Origin of the sequence: Bradyrhizobium sp. CCGUVB4N (assembly GCF_024199945.1) — a bacterium.
Lineage (GTDB): Bacteria > Pseudomonadota > Alphaproteobacteria > Rhizobiales > Xanthobacteraceae > Bradyrhizobium.
Map to the genome: position 1 here is coordinate 3,414,946 of NZ_JANADP010000001.1, position 14,943 is coordinate 3,429,888.

The window sequence follows — 14,943 nt, forward strand, 5'->3', positions numbered from 1 at the left end:
GAGAAGATGGGAAGGACGATGACGCGGAATATCCTGTTCGGGCTCGTTGCGGCAAATCTTCTGGCGGCAGGTCTCCTGTTTTCGGGAACGTCGCGGGCAACGCAATTGATCACCGAAGACGAGGCCAAGCTGCCGCCCCCGAAGGGGGCGGTCACGACCGACCGGCGCGGTATCCTGCGCGGTCCGAAGGTGGAGTTCGTGTCGCCCGGTGATTCCGTCGCATCTCCCTTGAAACTCCAATTGAAGTTCGAGTCGTTCGGGGGCGCCAAGATCGATCCGGACTCCGTCAAGGTGATCTTCCTGCGCTCGCCGAACGTCGATCTGACGGCCCGGGTCAAGCCGTTCGTGCAGGCCGACGGGATCAACATGCAGGATGCGGAATTGCCGCCGGGCGATTACACCGTGCGGGTCGACATCAAGGACAGTGACGGACGGCCGGGTACGGCCATTTTTACCCTCAAGGTCGCCCCCAAGTGATGTGTCCCTACTGCCAGGCGAAGAATGCGGAGAGCGCCCTGGTTTGTGCGTCCTGTGCGCGAGACATCGCCGTCCCTGCGACGCTGATTGCGGAGCGCGACGATCTCCTGCGCAAGCGGGACCAGCTGCGCGATGAGCTGACGCGGGCCAGAGACGAGGTCGAGGCCATCATGCGGCGCAGGAAGTCGCGCTGACATGGAGTGTCCGTTCTGCGCCGAGACGATCAAGGACGAGGCCATAGCGTGCAAGCACTGCTCGCGCGATTTGCGCGTCGTGCGACCGACGCTTCTGGAGATCGAGGATATCGTTGCCGAGCTCGACCGGCTCAGGCGCGACCTCGACCGGGTCAATGTCCGGCTCGAGCGCTACAAGAATCCGCTGCGCTATTTCGGGACGCATGCCCTTCTCTACGTCGTCGTTCCGGCCATCCTGCTGACGATCACGCATTTTCTGATCACGATCACCTTCAACCTCTCTCCGATTCCGCTCCGGATCGCGTCGATCATGGTCCCACTGCTGTTCGGGTTCGCAGCCTATCCCCTGCACAGGGTCTCGGCGCTGGGAGCGTTCGTGCTGGCGTTGCTGCTGGCCAGCGTCAGTATCCAGGCGATGCTCACGGTGACGGGACTGCACGACGGCGTTCCGATCCTGCCGACGGTGTGGGTCGAATGGCGGGAGGTGTTCGAATACGGCGCGAGCATCCTGCTCGCCTTCATTTCCGGAAATATCCTGGGAGTCGTGATCTTCCAGGTCCTGCCGCGCGTGCTCAGCCAGGGAGGCAAGCCGAACGCATTTGCCTTCAGGATGGCGCGATTGCTCGGACAGCATGTCGGTGAGGAACAGCTCCGCCGCCGTGCCCGCCTGATTCAGGACCTGATGCAGACCGTGGGGCCGCTGGCGGGTGTCGCGGTAACGGCCGTTGGTTCGATTTATGCGGGCCTGAAGGGCTTGCTCGGATAATCGTGGCCTCATTCGCGCAGGCCCGATCGGCGTTCGCGGCCGGCAGGCTTGCGCACGCCGGGGCGGCGCTCGCTCCGCCCGCGTTGGGATCGCTGCTTGCGGAGCTTCCCGACCAAATCCTTCAACGCGTCCGCCAGCGGCACTGACGCGCGATAGGCGAGCCCGACCTCGCGTTTGACCTTCACCTCGATCTCCCGGATCGCGACATCCGGATGGCTCTTGGCCACGCCCTCGGGGACGATGGCGATGCCGATACCGGCCGCGACCAGCGCCATCGCCCAATCCTCCGATTGCGCGATCGCCGCGGAGGGACGCCGTTGCGCGGTGCGACCGAAGAACGCGCTCTGCTCGCAATGGCAGCGATCGATCATGGGGAATTCGGCGAGGTCAGCGGCGCGGAGCTTGTCCTTCAGCGTCAGCGGATGCGACGGCGGCAGCGCTGCGACATAGCGCTCGCTCCAGAGCGGGACGAAATGCTCGTCATCCCCAAGCATGCTCTTCGAGATGATCCTGGCATCCGCGCGTTCGTCATGGCCGACGAGCCGGAGCGCGATGTCGCTGTGTGACGTCAGCGGCTTCAGCAGCGCGATGGTCCGCGGCACGTCGAGCGTCCGCATCAGGCCGAGCGTGACCGTGGTCTTGGTGCTCGGTTTGCGGAACAGCTTTCGCGCCGCATCGGCCTCGTCGATGATGCGGCGGGCGACGGTGTGAAACTGCTCGGCCGATGCGGTCGGCGCGACGCCCTTCTTGTGCCGGATGAACAGCGTGGTGCCGAGCTCGGCCTCCAGATTGGTGATCGCGGTCGAGATCGACGGCTGCGAAACGAAGCAGCTGCGCGCCGCAGCCGTCAGGTTGCGCTCGCGGTAGACGGCGGCGAAGTAGCGAAGCTCGCGGATATCCATAGGGTACGCCTAGAGATAGTATCAATATTCGATATTTTACCTATGGATTGGAAAATGACAAGAACGGCCCGTTCACAACAGGCGAGCGTCATCCATGAAGATCCATCATCTCAACACCGGCACGATGTGCCCGATGGGCCGGCGGCTGGTGAACGGCACCGGCGGCCTGTTCCAGCGCGCCCGCATGGTCTGCCATTGCCTGCTGATCGAGACCAGTGACGGCCTTGCTCTGGTCGACACCGGCATCGGCCTCGGCGATATCGCCACGCCCGACCGGCTCGGGAAACGTTGGCTGCGGCAGACCGCGCCAAAGCTCGATCCGGCGGAGACGGCCGTGCAGCAGGTGAAGGCGCTCGGCTACTCCCCCAATGACGTACGCCACGTGCTGCTGACGCATCTCGACCGCGATCACGCCGGCGGCGTGCCCGACTTTCCCCAGGCCGCGATCCACGTCCATCGCACCGAATACGACATGGCGGTGTTGCAAAAGCCCGCGCCGCCCGAGGGGCGCTATGTCGGGGGACAGTGGAGCCATGGGCCGAGCTGGAGTTTCTACGGTGAGGCCGGCGAGGACTGGTTCGGCTTCAAGGGCGTCCGTGCGCTCGGCGACCGGGAAGGGGACATCCTGATGATCCCGCTCGCCGGCCACACGCTCGGCCATTGCGGCATCGCGGTCCGCTCAGGCGACAAATGGCTGCTGCATGCCGGCGACAGCTATTTCCATCACGCCCAGCTCGACGCCTCACCGCGCGCGCCGCTGGTGCTCCGCTATTTCCAGCGCCGCGTCGACATGGACCACACCGCCCGTGTCGCCAACCAGGCGCGGCTGCGTGAGCTGAAGCTGAGCCACGGCGACCACGTGACGATTTTCAACAGTCATGATCCCGTCGACTACGAGAACTGCCGGTGTGGTGGGCACGTGTAAGGTTTAGCCCTCAACGAAATTGATCGGCTTGAGAAAATCCTGCTTGCCGATATCGACGCCGTTGTGGCGCAGGATGGCGTAGGCCATGGCGATGTGGAAGTAGGTGTTAGGGATCGTCATCTGCAAGAAATAATCCCGGCCGCCGAGGAATTTGCCGGGAGCCCAGGAGAGGCTGACCTTCTGCTCGCCCGCGTTGGCATATTGCGCCTCGGGGACACTTTTCACGAACGCGATGGTCTTCTTGATCCGGGCGCGCAGCTCGTCGATGGTGCGTTCGTTGTCCTCGTGCCTTGGCGGTGTCTGGCCCGAAAGCCAGGCGGCCGCGGCCTTGACGTAGTTGCAGGCGCTTTGCACCTGATAGGTGAAGTCCTGCATGTCGGGCGCGAGGCGGCTGCTCATCAGCACCGCCACATCGAATTTCTTCGCGGCTGCATGCTGCTCGGCCTTGTCGAGGCAGCTCAGGAGATTGGCAAGGTTTTGCGTGCACTGTGAAACGACGTCGTAATACATGGGCATCTTCCCTGACATTGCGCGGTCACGCCGTAGGGGCCGATGCCCGTGGCACCGACCCCGCTGGCTTTTGTAATCGCTACGCCGGCATGGTGCACGCCGCGGTGCGGGACGTTTCCGCCGCAGCGATACGCATCGTCGCGAGTTCGGCGAGGATGAAGGCCAAAACAGCAAGGCCCGCGCCGACAAAGCCGAGATAGTGCGCACCGACGAGCGGGATGGCCGCCGCACCGATCAAGCCTGCCGCAGACATGCCGAAGAACGAACCGGCAGTGTTGAGCCCAAGGAGAACGGGCGCGATCGACGGTGCCAGCGCAACGAGGCGATATTGCTGCGGCACCAAGAGGCCCCAACCCGCAGCGCCCCAGATCGCGACGACGGGGATTGCGGTCCACAGTCTGGCGCTGGTCCATGGCATGGTCGCGCTGACGATGGCGAGCACGACCAGCGTCGACAGGATGACCATGCGCGAGCCAATGCGGTCGATCAACCGGCCGAAGGCGAGGTTGGCGACCGTGCCGCCCGCGCCCCAGAGCACGAGCAGGGTGCCCAGCACGAGCGCGTCGTTGCCGATGGCGCGGTCGAAGGCGACGGCAAAGTAGGTGTAGACCGTAAAGATGCCGCTGAGATTAACCAGCGTCGTCGCAAGCGTCAGCAGAATGCGGGAGTCGGCCAACGGCGCGAGGCGCTTGGAGAGCGAGACGGCTGGTGGCAGCGGCACGTCGGTCAGGAACGCCCAGACACCGAGGCCGGCGGCCGTCCCGAGGGCGGCGACGAACAGCATCGTGTAGCGCCAGTCGCCGAGGCCGCCGATCACCGCGCCCGTGGGCGAACCCAGTGCAGTTGAAAGCGTCAGTCCGGCGACAACGATGGAGAGTGCATAGCCGCGCCGCTCGGGCGGCACCAGCATCGCGGCGGAGCCGGTCGCGGTGGGTGAGAACATCGCGGCGCCGACGCCGGCCAGTGCGCGGGTCAGCAGCGCAATGGTGAAGGTCGGCGAGATCGCGGTCGCGAGGTTCGCAAGCACGAACACGGCGGCGCCTGCGATCAGCATGGTCTTGCGAGAGACGCCAGCTGCGAGCGCGGCGATGGTCGGCGACAGCAGTGCGAACGTCACCGAGTAGATCGTGGTCATTTGCCCGGCAGCTCCAATGCTGACATCGAAATGCCTGGCGATTTCGGGAAGCACGCCGGCCACGACGAAACTGTCGGTGCCGAGCGCGAACATGCCGATCGAGAGGACGAGAAGGCGGCGGTCCATGATTGTTGTCCTTGATGGGAGGATGGTTCAGGCAGCGGTCTGCTGTGGCGCGAACCGCGCCTTGATCTCGCAGGCGACCTGCGCAACATTTTCGTCGAGCACGAAGTGTCCGCTATCGAGCCAGACCAGCTTTGCGTCCGGCAGATCGTTCAGATAAGCGCGCGCGCCCGGCGGGATGAAGAACGGGTCGTGCTTGCCCCAGACGATCAAGGTCTTCGGCAGGTAGCGGCGGAAAGCGGCCTGCCAGTCGGGATAGAGCGCGATGTTGCTCTTGTAGTTCTCGAGCAGATCGACCTGGTAATCCTGCGTGCCCGGACGATCGAGCAGCGCCTGGTCGAGGATCCAGTTGTCGGGGTTAACGGCTTCGGGATTCTTCGCGCCGACGAGCCAATGAAACTTGGTGCCCTCGATACTGACGAAGTCCCGCGCGGGCTTCTCAGTCTCGGCGTTCCGGTTCTCCCACAGCGGCAGCAGCACTTTCTTGGGCGCTTCGCCGACGCCTTCCATGTAGGCGTTGGCGTTCTGGATGATGAAGCCCTTCACCTGCTCGGGCCGCTGCGTGAACAGGCGGAAGCCGATGGGGCCACCATAGTCCTGCATGTAGAGGATATAGGAGGTGAGCCCGAGCGCATCGACGAGGCCGGCGACATGTGCGGCGAGGTTGTCGAAGGTGTAGGTGAACTCGTTCCGGGATGGCGCGTCGGAATGGCCAAAGCCGATGTAGTCGGGCGCGATGAGATGGAAGCGGTCGGCGAGCGCCGGCATCAGGTCGCGAAACATCTGGCTGGAGGTCGGCAGGCCGTGCAGCAGCAGGATGGTCGGGGAGGCTGGGTCTCCGGCTTCGCGGTAAAACACCTTGCGGCCGTTCACTGTGACGGTGCGGTGGAGCGTCGGGTGGGGCATGTGGCTTCCCTTTCTGGCTGTTCCGACCGCCCTGCGGCGTGCGGTGACCTCCTTTTTGGGCTTCCCGGGATTGCCGGGCAGCCGCTAAGATCGGGAGGAACCCTCTCGTTTTATGGAAGGCCCTATGGACCGCCTGGACGCTATGTCGGTGCTGCTTGCAGCCGTAGAGAGCGGAAGCCTGTCCAAGGCCAGCCGCGAGTTGCGGCTGCCGCTGGCCACCGTCAGCCGCAAGGTCGCTGAGCTCGAAGCGCATCTGAAGGCCACGTTGCTGATCCGCTCGGCCAAGGGGCTGGAGCTGACGCCGGCCGGACGCTCCTACGTCACCTCGGCGAAATCGATCCTGGAGCAGCTGTCCGAGGCCGAGCGCGCCGCGTCCGGCGAATACAGCGAGCCTAAGGGCGACCTGGTCGTCACCGCGCCGATCATGTTTGGCCGGATGCATGTGCTGCCGGTGGTGACGCGCTTTCTGGAAGCCTTTTCCGAAGTATCGGTCGGTCTTGTCCTCACCGACCGCGTCGCGCATTTCCTTGAAGATCAGGTCGATGTCGCCTTGCGTCTGGGTATGCTGCCGGACAGCAATCTGATCGCAGCGCGCGTCGGCGAAGTCCGGCATGTGATATGTGCGAGCCCGGACTATCTCGCCGCCAATGGAATTCCTGCGACGCTTGATGACCTCGACAAGCATCGCCTCGTCTCGTTCCAGAGCGTATCGGCGCTGAGCACGTGGACCTTCGAACACGATGGTGCCGAAAGAACCATCTCGTTCCGCTCGCGCCTCAGCGTCAACACGATCGACGCGGCGATCGATGCCGCGCTCGCAGGCGCCGGCCTCGTGCGCGCGGTGTCGTATCAGATCGCCGATCACGTGCGCGCGGGGCGTCTCGCCGTCGTGCTCGAGTCATTCGAGCCGCAGCTTCGCCCGGTGCATCTCGTCTACGACACCCAAAGCCGCCTGCCGTTGAAGCTGCGCGCCTTCGTCGATTTCGTTGTTCCGCGCTTGCGCGAGCGGCTCGTGCAGGCGAGGCTTTAATCAGCCGGGGTGAAGCGGAGCGTGCCGGCCTGGCGCGTCGGCTTGCCGGTGTCGTTGGTGTGGTTGACACCATCCATGACGGGCACGTCGGGGAAATCGAACGGGCTGACCCCGTCGAGGCACGCGACGTTGACGGCGTAGAGCGTCGTGTCGGATCGGCGCTGGTGATGGGTGTAGATTCCGCACGTCGAGCAGAAGAAGTGCTGTGCCGTTCCGGTATGGAAGCGGTAGCTCGTCAGCGCATCTTCGCCCTGCAGGAACTTGATCCCGCCCATCTTCGCCATGACCATGACGGCGCCGCGCATCCGGCAGTAGGAACAGGTGCAGCGGCGGATCGAATTGAAGCCGTCGCTGAGCGTCACCTCGAAACGCACGGCACCACAATGGCACTGGCCAGTTCGAACGTTCGTATCGTCCACCAAATTGCCTCGCGCTTCCGTTCAGTTCGCGTCTCGCTTTGGTGAACGCGCGGAAGCGCGAAGTCAACCGTCACGATGCAGCCGCGAGAAGCGGAAATTGCAATGGCTCGCACCGCCCGCCAGCGTCTGCGTCCGTTCCAGATGGATGCCGCGCGTTGCATAGGCGTCGAAATCGAGCCCGCAGATGTTGGGCAGGATCTCCTTGTCGCCATGGCGGCCCGCGAATTTGCAGAAACCGCAGGCCCGGTAGTTGATGCCGAATTCAAAACCGTCGTTCGGCCCCGGCTCGACGAAATCGTAGACGAAGTCCTCCGGAAATTCGGCCTGGTGGCTTGCCGTGACGCTCTTCGCCGCCTGCTCGCGCAGAAAGGCCTGGTTTTCCGGCGACATGAATTGATCTCCCGCGGCGAGACGTTCCGTCTCAGGCATGGTGAGCAATTGCGCCTTGTGGGTTTCCCGCTCGATGTCGCGGATCACCGGCAGCGGCACGCCATGTCGCTGCAGCACGCGGCTGGTTGCCATGAATCCGGTGAGGCGGATGAAGACTTCACTCATGCGGCTCGCGGTGCCGCCGACATAGGGCATCTGGGTGAGCACGACGGCGAGTTCGTCCATCACCTCCTGCTTGATTGTGTCGATATCGGTGAGCTGCGCGCGCTCGCGCAGCATCGTATCGGCAAGATCGAGACGTTGGCGCATCGCGGCCTCCATGGCGTCGCGATGCTGCGCGTAGAAGGGATGGATCATCTTATTCATCGGACCCTCGCATCGTGGATTTGGAAAGGGCTGTCATTCCGCGGCGATCGCCTCGATCTCCAGCAGCCATTTGCTGTCGACCGTCTCGGCGACGATGACCGTCAGCGCAGGCTGATGGTCCCCGAGCATCGCGCGGCGAATGATACGGTTGGTCACGAGTTGAGCCCGGTCGGTCAGGAAGGTGTTGACCTTGACCAGATGCTCGACGCCAAGACCGGCGGCGGCGAGCACCTCCTTGACGTTGCGCCAGGCCTGCTCGCACTGCGCCTCAAAACCTTCGGGCACGGTACCGTCGAGTCTCTCGGGCACCTGGCCGCTGATGAACAGCAGCCGGCGATGCTGCTTCAGTTCAAGTCCCATGCAGTAGCCGCCGGCGGGCGGGTGGACCGTTGCGGGATTGTGGCTGACGATGTGGGCTGGGGCCATGGGGTTTCTCCGGATTGCGGGCGGACCGTATCCGGCGAGATCACTGCGGCGCAAAGCATCATTCCTGCGGTTCAGCGCAAGAAAATCTATTGCAAGACCGGCTGCCAAAAGTGTCAAACTCCGCCGCGATGACCTACGCCCTTCCGCCACTCAATGCGCTCCGCGCCTTCGAAGCCGCCGCGCGCCATCTCAGCTTCAAGCTGGCCGCGCACGAGCTGCACGTCACGCCCGCAGCCGTTGGGCAGCAGGTGAAAGCGTTGGAGGCGCGCCTCGGCGTGCAGCTGTTCGAACGGCTGCACAAGCAGCTCATCCTGACTGCGGCAGGCCAGGCCTATCTGCCCGGGGTGTCCGAGGGGTTTCGCCACATTGCGGAGGCGACCTCGCAATTGAAACCGTCAGGTGCGGTGCTGCTGCAATTGGGCGCGCATGCCAGCTTCGATTTGCGCCGCCTCGATCTGGCGGCGTTTCGCGAGACACATGCCGAGATCGGCTTGCGCGTGCTGCAGCCCGCCGGCCTGCACGAGCTGATCGAAGGCAAGGTCGACCTCTTGATCGCACGTAGCCTCGGCCATCATCCCGGCTATCGCTGCGATCGCGTCAATGAGGGATCAGGTCTCGGCGATTGGCTGATCGCGCCCGAGGGCACGGCGGATTGCCCCGAGATCGTCAGTTTTCGCGCATGGCTGCGCGCTGTGGCGGATGAGAAGGCGGGCGCAAACCGCCGTCCGCGGCTGGTCGGCGGCATCGGGTAAGGAGCCTCGGTCACAAACGCTTGACCGGGCTCAAGGCATGCTTTCTGTGTGGGAGTATGCTACTCAGGCCGCGCTACGTTCCAAAAGGGGTCGTCATCATCGATGCGGTTCGTCCGTACCATCCTGGCATTCGCCATCGCCATATCCCTGGCGATGCTGCCGGTTGGCGTGTCCGCGGCGAGTCCCGCGATGCCCTCGCATGACATGCAGATGTCGATGCACATGGATGGCGACGCCGATATGTCGATGGACGATTGCTGTCCCGACATGAAGGGGACGGGCTCCCACTCCGTTGGCTACAAATGCGGGATGGGTTTCTGCTGCGTCGGCGGGATCATCGCGCTCGCCGACATCCGTCCGGTCGCTTTCGAATTTCTCGCCGTTGCCGCCGGCAAGATGACCCTTCCCGAGGATCAGGTCGTCTCTCATCGCGGCGGTAGTCCTCCCTTCCGGCCTCCTCGAATCTGATCTCCCAAAGCCAAAAGACGCGCGCGGCACGGCTGCGCGCGACGATGACTGACGTGCGCGCACCATGCGCCACGGCGGAAGATCAATTCATGAGGACTGGACAATGCCTTCCAAATTCAAGACCGCGGCTCTTGCCGCCACCCTTTCGCTTGCCACGTCGGCTGCCATCGCGGGTGCCGGCGACTACGCCTTCGAGCCGGTCAAGCCGGAGATGAAGAAGGGCGAGAACGTCATGCTCGCCGTTCGCCTGACCAACAAGCAGACCGGCAAGCCGGTGTCGGACGCGGTGATCTTCAAGACCCGCGTCGACATGGCGCCGGACGGCATGGCCGAGATGGAGTCGGCCGTTGCGCCGCTGCCATCCAGGGAGCCTGGCGTGTACGCCTTCAAGACCGACCTGCCGATGGCAGGCCGTTACCAGATGACGCTGTCGGTGAAGGTCCAGGGCGAACCGGAGACGGTCACCGGCAAGGTGATTGTCACCGCGACCAAGTGAGCATTCGGGCGCCGCGAAGGCGGCGCCCGAAGTCCCTTTTCCCTTCATCTGGACGCGCGCCTCGGGTGCGCGGGTAAACGACATGAAAACGCTGCGTCTTCTGACGATGCTTGTGCTTGGCGGCGCGCTGTCTCTCGACGCCGGGATCGCACCCGCCTGGGCCGCCGACCCAACGCCACTCTACTATCGTGATCCCGGTGGCGCGCCGCTGTGGTCCGGGGGGCCCAGGAAGGACGATCGCGGGCGCGACTATGTGCCCGTCTATGATGATGCGGCAGTCCCGGCCGGACCGAAGCCTCAGCAGCCGGCGGCCTCGCGAAAAATCCTTTACTACCGCAATCCCATGGGTCTGCCCGACACATCGCCCATGCCGAAGAAGGATTCGATGGGGATGGACTACATCCCCGTCTACGAAGGCGAGGATACCGACGACGGCACGGTCAGGCTTTCGCCGGGCAAGATCCAGCGCACGGGCGTGAAGTCCGAGGCTGTCGAGCGACGTGCAATCCGCGTCGCGGTGAAGGCGCCCGGTACGATCCAGCTGGATGAGCGCCGCGTCTCGGTCATTGCGATGCGCGCCGAAAGCTTTGTCCAGAAGGTCGCCGACGTGACCACGGGCACCCGCGTGAAAGCCGGCCAGCCGCTGATGGACATCTACAGCTCGGCAGTCGCGTCCGCTGCGGCGGAATATCTGGCGACGATCACCTCCAAAGTGGTTGGCGGCGTCGAGATGTACGGCCGCGGTTCGCGCCAGCGCCTGGTCAATCTCGATGTGCCGGAGCCCGTCATCGCGGAGATGGAGAAGACGCGCGTCGCGCCCGTGACCATAAACTGGTCGGCGCCGCGCGACGGGATCGTCCTGGAGCGCAACGCGATCGAAGGCATGCGAGCCAATCCCGGCGATGTGCTGTTCCGGATCGCGGATACTTCGGTCGTATGGGCGCTGGTCGACGTCGCCGAACGCGATCTCGGCAATATCGCGGTTGGGCAGTCGGTGGTCGTTCGTGCGCGCAGCTTTCCCGGCCGAAGCTTCACCGGGAAGATCGCCGTGATCTATCCGCAGGTGAATCGCGACACCCGCACCGTCCGTGTCCGGATCGAGCTCGCCAATCCCGATGCGATGCTGCTGCCGGATATGTATGTCGATGCCGACATCGACACGGCCAATGCCACGCCCGTTCTGGCGGTGCCCGACAGTTCAGTGCTCGACACCGGCAGCCGGCAGGCCGTTCTCGTCGACAGAGGGGAAGGGCGCTTCGAACCGCGGGAGGTCAAGCTTGGCCGTCGCGGCGGCGGCTACATCGAGGTGCGAGAAGGACTTGGCGCCGGCGAGGCGGTGGTCATTTCCGCCAACTTTCTGATCGACGCCGAAAGCAATTTGAAGGCCGCGCTGAAGGGCTTTGCTGAAGCGGCGCCGAGGGCCACCGAGGCCGGCGCGACGGGAGATCGCCAATGATCGCCCGCATCATCGCCTGGTCGGCGCGCAATCTGCTGCTGGTGCTGTTCGGCACCGGCTTTGCCGCCGCCGCCGGCCTCTATGCGCTGGTTCACCTTCCGCTCGATGCGATTCCGGACCTCTCGGACACGCAGGTCATCGTCTACACCGAGTATCCCGGCCAGGCGCCGCAGGTGATCGAGGATCAGGTCACCTACCCGCTGACGACGGCGATGCTGACGGTGCCGAAATCGAAGGTGGTGCGCGGCTTCTCCTTCTTCGGCGTGTCGTTCGTCTACGTGATCTTCGAGGACGGCACCGACATCTACTGGGCCCGCTCGCGTGTCCTCGAATTCCTGAACGGCGCGTCGTCCAGGCTTCCGGCCGGCGTCACCCCGACCATAGGGCCCGACGCGACCGGCGTCGGCTGGGTCTACCAATACGCGGTGATGTCCAGGGAATTGAACCTCGCCGACACCCGCACCATTCAGGACTGGAATCTCAAATTCGCGCTGGCCAAGGCCGAAGGCGTCGCCGAGGTCGCGAGCATCGGCGGCTTCGTCAAGCAGTATAACGTGATCCTCGACCCGCAGCGGATGCGGGACCGCGGCATCAGCATGCAGAAGATCCGGGATGCGATTCGTGCCAGCAATGCCGATGTCGGCGGCCGCACCGTCGAGCTCTCCGAATTCGAATACGTCATCCGCGGCAGGGGCTACATCAAGAGCATCAACGATCTCGGCAACATCGTGCTGAAGACGAGCAACGGCACACCCGTGCTGTTGCGGGATGTCGCGAACGTCGAACTCGGTCCCGACGAGCGGCGGGGCATCGCCGAACTGAACGGCGAGGGCGAGGTCGCCAGCGGCATCGTGCTCCAGCGGTTCGGCGTCAACGCCCTCGACGTGATCGAGAACGTCAAGAAGCGCTTCAGGGAGATCGCGACCAGCCTGCCGAAATCGGTCGAGATCGTCCCGGTTTACGACCGGTCCAACCTGATCTACGCGGCCATCGATACGCTCAAGCATACATTGCTCGAAGAAAGCATCGTCGTCGCATTCGTGTGCATCGTGTTCCTGCTGCATGTCCGCAGCGCGCTCGTTGCGATCCTGATGTTGCCGGTGGGCGTGCTGATGGCATTCGGCGCCATGAAGCTACTGGGGTTGGGATCGAACATCATGAGCCTCGGTGGCATCGCGATTGCGATCGGCGCCATGGTGGACGCCGCCATCGTCATGATCGAGAACGCGCACAAGCACCTGGAGCGTGCCAGGCCGGATCAATCGCGCGTCCAGATCCTGATCGATGCCGCATCCGAGGTCGGGCCTGCGCTGTTCTTCAGCCTGCTGATCATCACGGTGTCGTTCATGCCGATCTTCACGCTGGAATCGCAGGAAGGGAGGCTCTTCAGCCCGCTGGCGTTCACCAAAACCTTCTCGATGGCTGCGGCGGCCCTCCTGTCGGTGACGCTCGTACCGGCGTTGATGGTGATCTTCGTCCGCGGCCGGATCGTTCCGGAGAGCAAGAACGTCATCAACCGCTTCCTGATCTGGGTCTACCGTCCCGTGATCAGGGGCGTGCTGGGCGCCAAGACGCTGGTGATCCTGGCGTCTGTCGCCGTTCTTGCCGTTACGATATGGCCCGCGCGCCAGCTCGGCACCGAATTCATGCCGAGCCTGAACGAGGGAACACTGCTCTACATGCCGACAACACTGCCCGGCATTTCGGTCACCAAGGCGACCGAACTGATGCAGACGCAGGACCGCATCATCAAGTCGTTCCCGGAGGTCGCCTCGGTCTATGGCAAGGCGGGACGAGCCGCCACCGCGACGGACCCGGCGCCGACCGAGATGTTCGAAACGATTGTCAATCTGAAGCCGAAGGAGCAGTGGCGCGCCGGCGTCACCATCGACGGCCTCATCGCCGAGATGGACAAGGCGCTGCAGTTTCCAGGCGTCTCGAACGCCTGGACCATGCCGATCAAGGCGCGCATCGACATGCTCTCCACCGGTATCCGCACCCCGGTCGGGGTCAAGGTCATCGGCACGGACCTCGTCGAGATCGACCGGCTGGCAAAACAGGTGGAACGGGTCATCAAGGCGGTCCCCGGCACGTCGTCGGCCTACGCCGAGCGCGGGATCGGCGGCTATTATCTCGAGATCGTGCCTGATCGTGAGGCGCTTGCCCGCTACGGCATCCTGATCCAGGACGTTCAGGACACCATCGCGGCCGCGCTCGGCGGCCAGACCGTCACGACGACCGTGGAGGGGCGGCAGCGCTTTACGGTGAACATGCGCTACCCGCGTGACCTCAGGGACAATCCCAAGGCGATCGCCAGCGACATCCTGGTGCCGATGCCGTCGGGCGGCGCCGTGCCGCTCGGCGAAGTCGCGAAGGTCGAGCCTGCGCGCGGGCCGACGTCGATCCGAACCGAGAATGGCCAGCTTGCAACCTATGTCTACGTCGATATCAGGGATCGCGACATCGGAAGTTATGTTGCCGACGCGCAACGCGCTGTGACGGAAAGCATCCAGTTTCCGCCCGGCACCTACGTGGTCTGGAGCGGCCAGTACGAATATCTCCAGCGCGCCGCCGCCCGGCTGAAGATCGTGGTGCCGGTGACGCTGACGATCATCTTCCTGCTGCTGTATCTGAACTTCCGTGCCTTGACCGAGACCCTGATCGTGATGCTGTCGCTGCCATTCGCTCTGGTCGGCGGCATCTGGATGATGTGGTGGCTCGGCTTCAATCTATCTGTCGCCGTAGCCGTCGGCTTCATCGCACTCGCCGGCGTTGCCGCCGAGACCGGTGTGGTGATGCTGATCTACCTCGATCATGCACTGGACGAGATGAGAGCAAGACGCCTCGCCGAAGGGAAACGCCTCACGCGCCACGATCTCCACGAGGCCATCATGGTGGGCGCGGTCGAGCGCGTGCGTCCCAAGATGATGACCGTGGTCGCCATCATGGCCGGATTGCTGCCGATCATGTGGAGTACCGGGGCCGGATCGGAGATCATGCAGCGGATTGCGGTGCCGATGATCGGCGGCATGATGTCATCGACGTTGCTGACGCTCATCGTGATTCCCGCGATTTTCGGCTTGGTGAAGGGGCGGGGGCTTCCGCCCGTTGAACGATATGCTCTTGACGATGAATCTCCCCTGCGGACCCCGCAAGCCGCTGAATAAGGATCCTCTCATCATGGCAAGCTCCGTGCGGGCAT

Annotated in this window: 17 protein-coding genes; 10 read left to right on the forward strand and 7 right to left on the reverse strand. The window is 64.0% G+C overall.

The genetic code is table 11. The annotated features are described in order from the left end of the window. Positions 1–18: 18 nt before the first annotated feature. From NLM31_RS15395 to NLM31_RS15405, 3 genes are read left to right on the forward strand one after another with little or no spacing between them, the layout of a single operon-like run. On the forward strand, positions 19–477 hold the full coding sequence (locus tag NLM31_RS15395) for a hypothetical protein (protein WP_254130173.1): 459 nt from the start codon (positions 19–21) through the stop codon (positions 475–477). Further along, positions 477–671: a hypothetical protein gene (locus NLM31_RS15400; protein WP_254135337.1), complete on the forward strand. Its 195-nt coding sequence runs from the start codon at positions 477–479 to the stop codon at positions 669–671. Before NLM31_RS15395 ends, NLM31_RS15400 begins: the two co-directional genes overlap by 1 nt. A 1-nt stretch (position 672) precedes the next feature. Continuing rightward, the gene (locus NLM31_RS15405; RefSeq protein ID WP_254192768.1) at positions 673–1,437 is read left to right on the forward strand and encodes a hypothetical protein; all 765 of its coding nucleotides are present in this window, start codon (positions 673–675) and stop codon (positions 1,435–1,437) included. An 8-nt stretch (positions 1,438–1,445) separates the two neighbouring features. Here the strand turns inward: NLM31_RS15405 and NLM31_RS15410 are convergent, their stop codons facing one another. Next, entirely contained in the window at positions 1,446–2,339 is an 894-nt protein-coding gene (locus NLM31_RS15410) for a LysR family transcriptional regulator (RefSeq protein WP_254192769.1), read from the reverse strand. 94 nt (positions 2,340–2,433) lie between these two features. Between NLM31_RS15410 and NLM31_RS15415 the strand changes: the two genes are divergently transcribed. After that, positions 2,434–3,264, forward strand: a complete 831-nt coding sequence (locus NLM31_RS15415; RefSeq protein WP_254192770.1) for an MBL fold metallo-hydrolase — start codon at positions 2,434–2,436, stop codon at positions 3,262–3,264. A gap of 3 nt (positions 3,265–3,267) precedes the next feature. Here NLM31_RS15415 and NLM31_RS15420 read toward each other — a convergent pair whose 3' ends face one another. The 3 genes from NLM31_RS15420 to NLM31_RS15430 form a co-directional block, all read right to left on the reverse strand. Beyond that, a complete protein-coding gene (locus tag NLM31_RS15420; RefSeq protein ID WP_254130177.1) occupies positions 3,268–3,774 on the reverse strand; it encodes a DUF1993 family protein in 507 nt (168 codons plus the stop codon). Positions 3,775–3,853: 79 nt separating this feature from the next. Then, positions 3,854–5,035: an MFS transporter gene (locus NLM31_RS15425; RefSeq protein WP_254130178.1), complete on the reverse strand. Its 1,182-nt coding sequence runs from the start codon at positions 5,033–5,035 to the stop codon at positions 3,854–3,856. 27 nt (positions 5,036–5,062) lie between these two features. Then, on the reverse strand, positions 5,063–5,938 hold the full coding sequence (locus NLM31_RS15430; protein WP_254130179.1) for an alpha/beta fold hydrolase: 876 nt from the start codon (positions 5,936–5,938) through the stop codon (positions 5,063–5,065). 124 nt (positions 5,939–6,062) lie between these two features. Between NLM31_RS15430 and NLM31_RS15435 the strand changes: the two genes are divergently transcribed. Further along, the gene (locus tag NLM31_RS15435; protein ID WP_254130180.1) at positions 6,063–6,968 is read left to right on the forward strand and encodes a LysR family transcriptional regulator; all 906 of its coding nucleotides are present in this window, start codon (positions 6,063–6,065) and stop codon (positions 6,966–6,968) included. Here the strand turns inward: NLM31_RS15435 and NLM31_RS15440 are convergent. From NLM31_RS15440 to NLM31_RS15450, 3 genes are read right to left on the reverse strand one after another with little or no spacing between them, the layout of a single operon-like run. Continuing rightward, the gene (locus NLM31_RS15440; protein ID WP_254130181.1) at positions 6,965–7,390 is read right to left on the reverse strand and encodes a GFA family protein; all 426 of its coding nucleotides are present in this window, start codon (positions 7,388–7,390) and stop codon (positions 6,965–6,967) included. The genes NLM31_RS15435 and NLM31_RS15440 overlap by 4 nt on opposite strands. Before the next feature lie 60 nt (positions 7,391–7,450). Continuing rightward, positions 7,451–8,143 carry an L-2-amino-thiazoline-4-carboxylic acid hydrolase gene (locus NLM31_RS15445; protein WP_254192771.1) on the reverse strand — a complete coding sequence of 231 codons (693 nt, stop codon included), beginning with the start codon at positions 8,141–8,143 and terminating at the stop codon, positions 7,451–7,453. Positions 8,144–8,176: 33 nt separating this feature from the next. Next, a complete protein-coding gene (locus tag NLM31_RS15450) occupies positions 8,177–8,569 on the reverse strand; it encodes a RidA family protein (RefSeq protein ID WP_254130183.1) in 393 nt (130 codons plus the stop codon). A 128-nt stretch (positions 8,570–8,697) separates the two neighbouring features. On the opposite strand from NLM31_RS15450, the gene NLM31_RS15455 reads away from it, so the two are divergent. The 5 genes from NLM31_RS15455 (at position 8,698) to NLM31_RS15475 (ending at position 14,908) form a co-directional block, all read left to right on the forward strand. Beyond that, positions 8,698–9,321, forward strand: a complete 624-nt coding sequence (locus tag NLM31_RS15455; protein WP_254196191.1) for a LysR family transcriptional regulator — start codon at positions 8,698–8,700, stop codon at positions 9,319–9,321. Positions 9,322–9,423: 102 nt separating this feature from the next. After that, positions 9,424–9,789, forward strand: a complete 366-nt coding sequence (locus NLM31_RS15460; RefSeq protein ID WP_254130184.1) for a hypothetical protein — start codon at positions 9,424–9,426, stop codon at positions 9,787–9,789. A 103-nt stretch (positions 9,790–9,892) separates the two neighbouring features. Then, entirely contained in the window at positions 9,893–10,285 is a 393-nt protein-coding gene (locus NLM31_RS15465) for a FixH family protein (protein WP_254192772.1), read from the forward strand. An 82-nt stretch (positions 10,286–10,367) separates the two neighbouring features. Then, positions 10,368–11,741: an efflux RND transporter periplasmic adaptor subunit gene (locus NLM31_RS15470; protein WP_254192773.1), complete on the forward strand. Its 1,374-nt coding sequence runs from the start codon at positions 10,368–10,370 to the stop codon at positions 11,739–11,741. Next, positions 11,738–14,908 carry an efflux RND transporter permease subunit gene (locus NLM31_RS15475; protein WP_254192774.1) on the forward strand — a complete coding sequence of 1,057 codons (3,171 nt, stop codon included), beginning with the start codon at positions 11,738–11,740 and terminating at the stop codon, positions 14,906–14,908. The genes NLM31_RS15470 and NLM31_RS15475 overlap by 4 nt, the downstream gene beginning before the upstream one ends. The last annotated feature ends 35 nt before the right edge of the window (positions 14,909–14,943 follow it).

What these genes read in the sequence shown, in the direction of transcription:
- NLM31_RS15435 (WP_254130180.1), top strand. Translation starts at nt 6,063, where the DNA reads ATGGACCGCCTGGACGCTATGTCGGTGCTGCTTGCAGCCGTAGAGAGC.
- NLM31_RS15410 (WP_254192769.1), bottom strand. Translation starts at nt 2,339, where the DNA reads ATGGATATCCGCGAGCTTCGCTACTTCGCCGCCGTCTACCGCGAGCGC.
- NLM31_RS15475 (WP_254192774.1), top strand. Translation starts at nt 11,738, where the DNA reads ATGATCGCCCGCATCATCGCCTGGTCGGCGCGCAATCTGCTGCTGGTG.
- NLM31_RS15450 (WP_254130183.1), bottom strand. Translation starts at nt 8,569, where the DNA reads ATGGCCCCAGCCCACATCGTCAGCCACAATCCCGCAACGGTCCACCCG.
- NLM31_RS15415 (WP_254192770.1), top strand. Translation starts at nt 2,434, where the DNA reads ATGAAGATCCATCATCTCAACACCGGCACGATGTGCCCGATGGGCCGG.
- NLM31_RS15455 (WP_254196191.1), top strand. Translation starts at nt 8,698, where the DNA reads ATGACCTACGCCCTTCCGCCACTCAATGCGCTCCGCGCCTTCGAAGCC.
- NLM31_RS15420 (WP_254130177.1), bottom strand. Translation starts at nt 3,774, where the DNA reads ATGTATTACGACGTCGTTTCACAGTGCACGCAAAACCTTGCCAATCTC.
- NLM31_RS15425 (WP_254130178.1), bottom strand. Translation starts at nt 5,035, where the DNA reads ATGGACCGCCGCCTTCTCGTCCTCTCGATCGGCATGTTCGCGCTCGGC.
- NLM31_RS15430 (WP_254130179.1), bottom strand. Translation starts at nt 5,938, where the DNA reads ATGCCCCACCCGACGCTCCACCGCACCGTCACAGTGAACGGCCGCAAG.
- NLM31_RS15470 (WP_254192773.1), top strand. Translation starts at nt 10,368, where the DNA reads ATGAAAACGCTGCGTCTTCTGACGATGCTTGTGCTTGGCGGCGCGCTG.
- NLM31_RS15460 (WP_254130184.1), top strand. Translation starts at nt 9,424, where the DNA reads ATGCGGTTCGTCCGTACCATCCTGGCATTCGCCATCGCCATATCCCTG.
- NLM31_RS15405 (WP_254192768.1), top strand. Translation starts at nt 673, where the DNA reads ATGGAGTGTCCGTTCTGCGCCGAGACGATCAAGGACGAGGCCATAGCG.
- NLM31_RS15400 (WP_254135337.1), top strand. Translation starts at nt 477, where the DNA reads ATGTGTCCCTACTGCCAGGCGAAGAATGCGGAGAGCGCCCTGGTTTGT.
- NLM31_RS15445 (WP_254192771.1), bottom strand. Translation starts at nt 8,143, where the DNA reads ATGAATAAGATGATCCATCCCTTCTACGCGCAGCATCGCGACGCCATG.
- NLM31_RS15395 (WP_254130173.1), top strand. Translation starts at nt 19, where the DNA reads ATGACGCGGAATATCCTGTTCGGGCTCGTTGCGGCAAATCTTCTGGCG.
- NLM31_RS15465 (WP_254192772.1), top strand. Translation starts at nt 9,893, where the DNA reads ATGCCTTCCAAATTCAAGACCGCGGCTCTTGCCGCCACCCTTTCGCTT.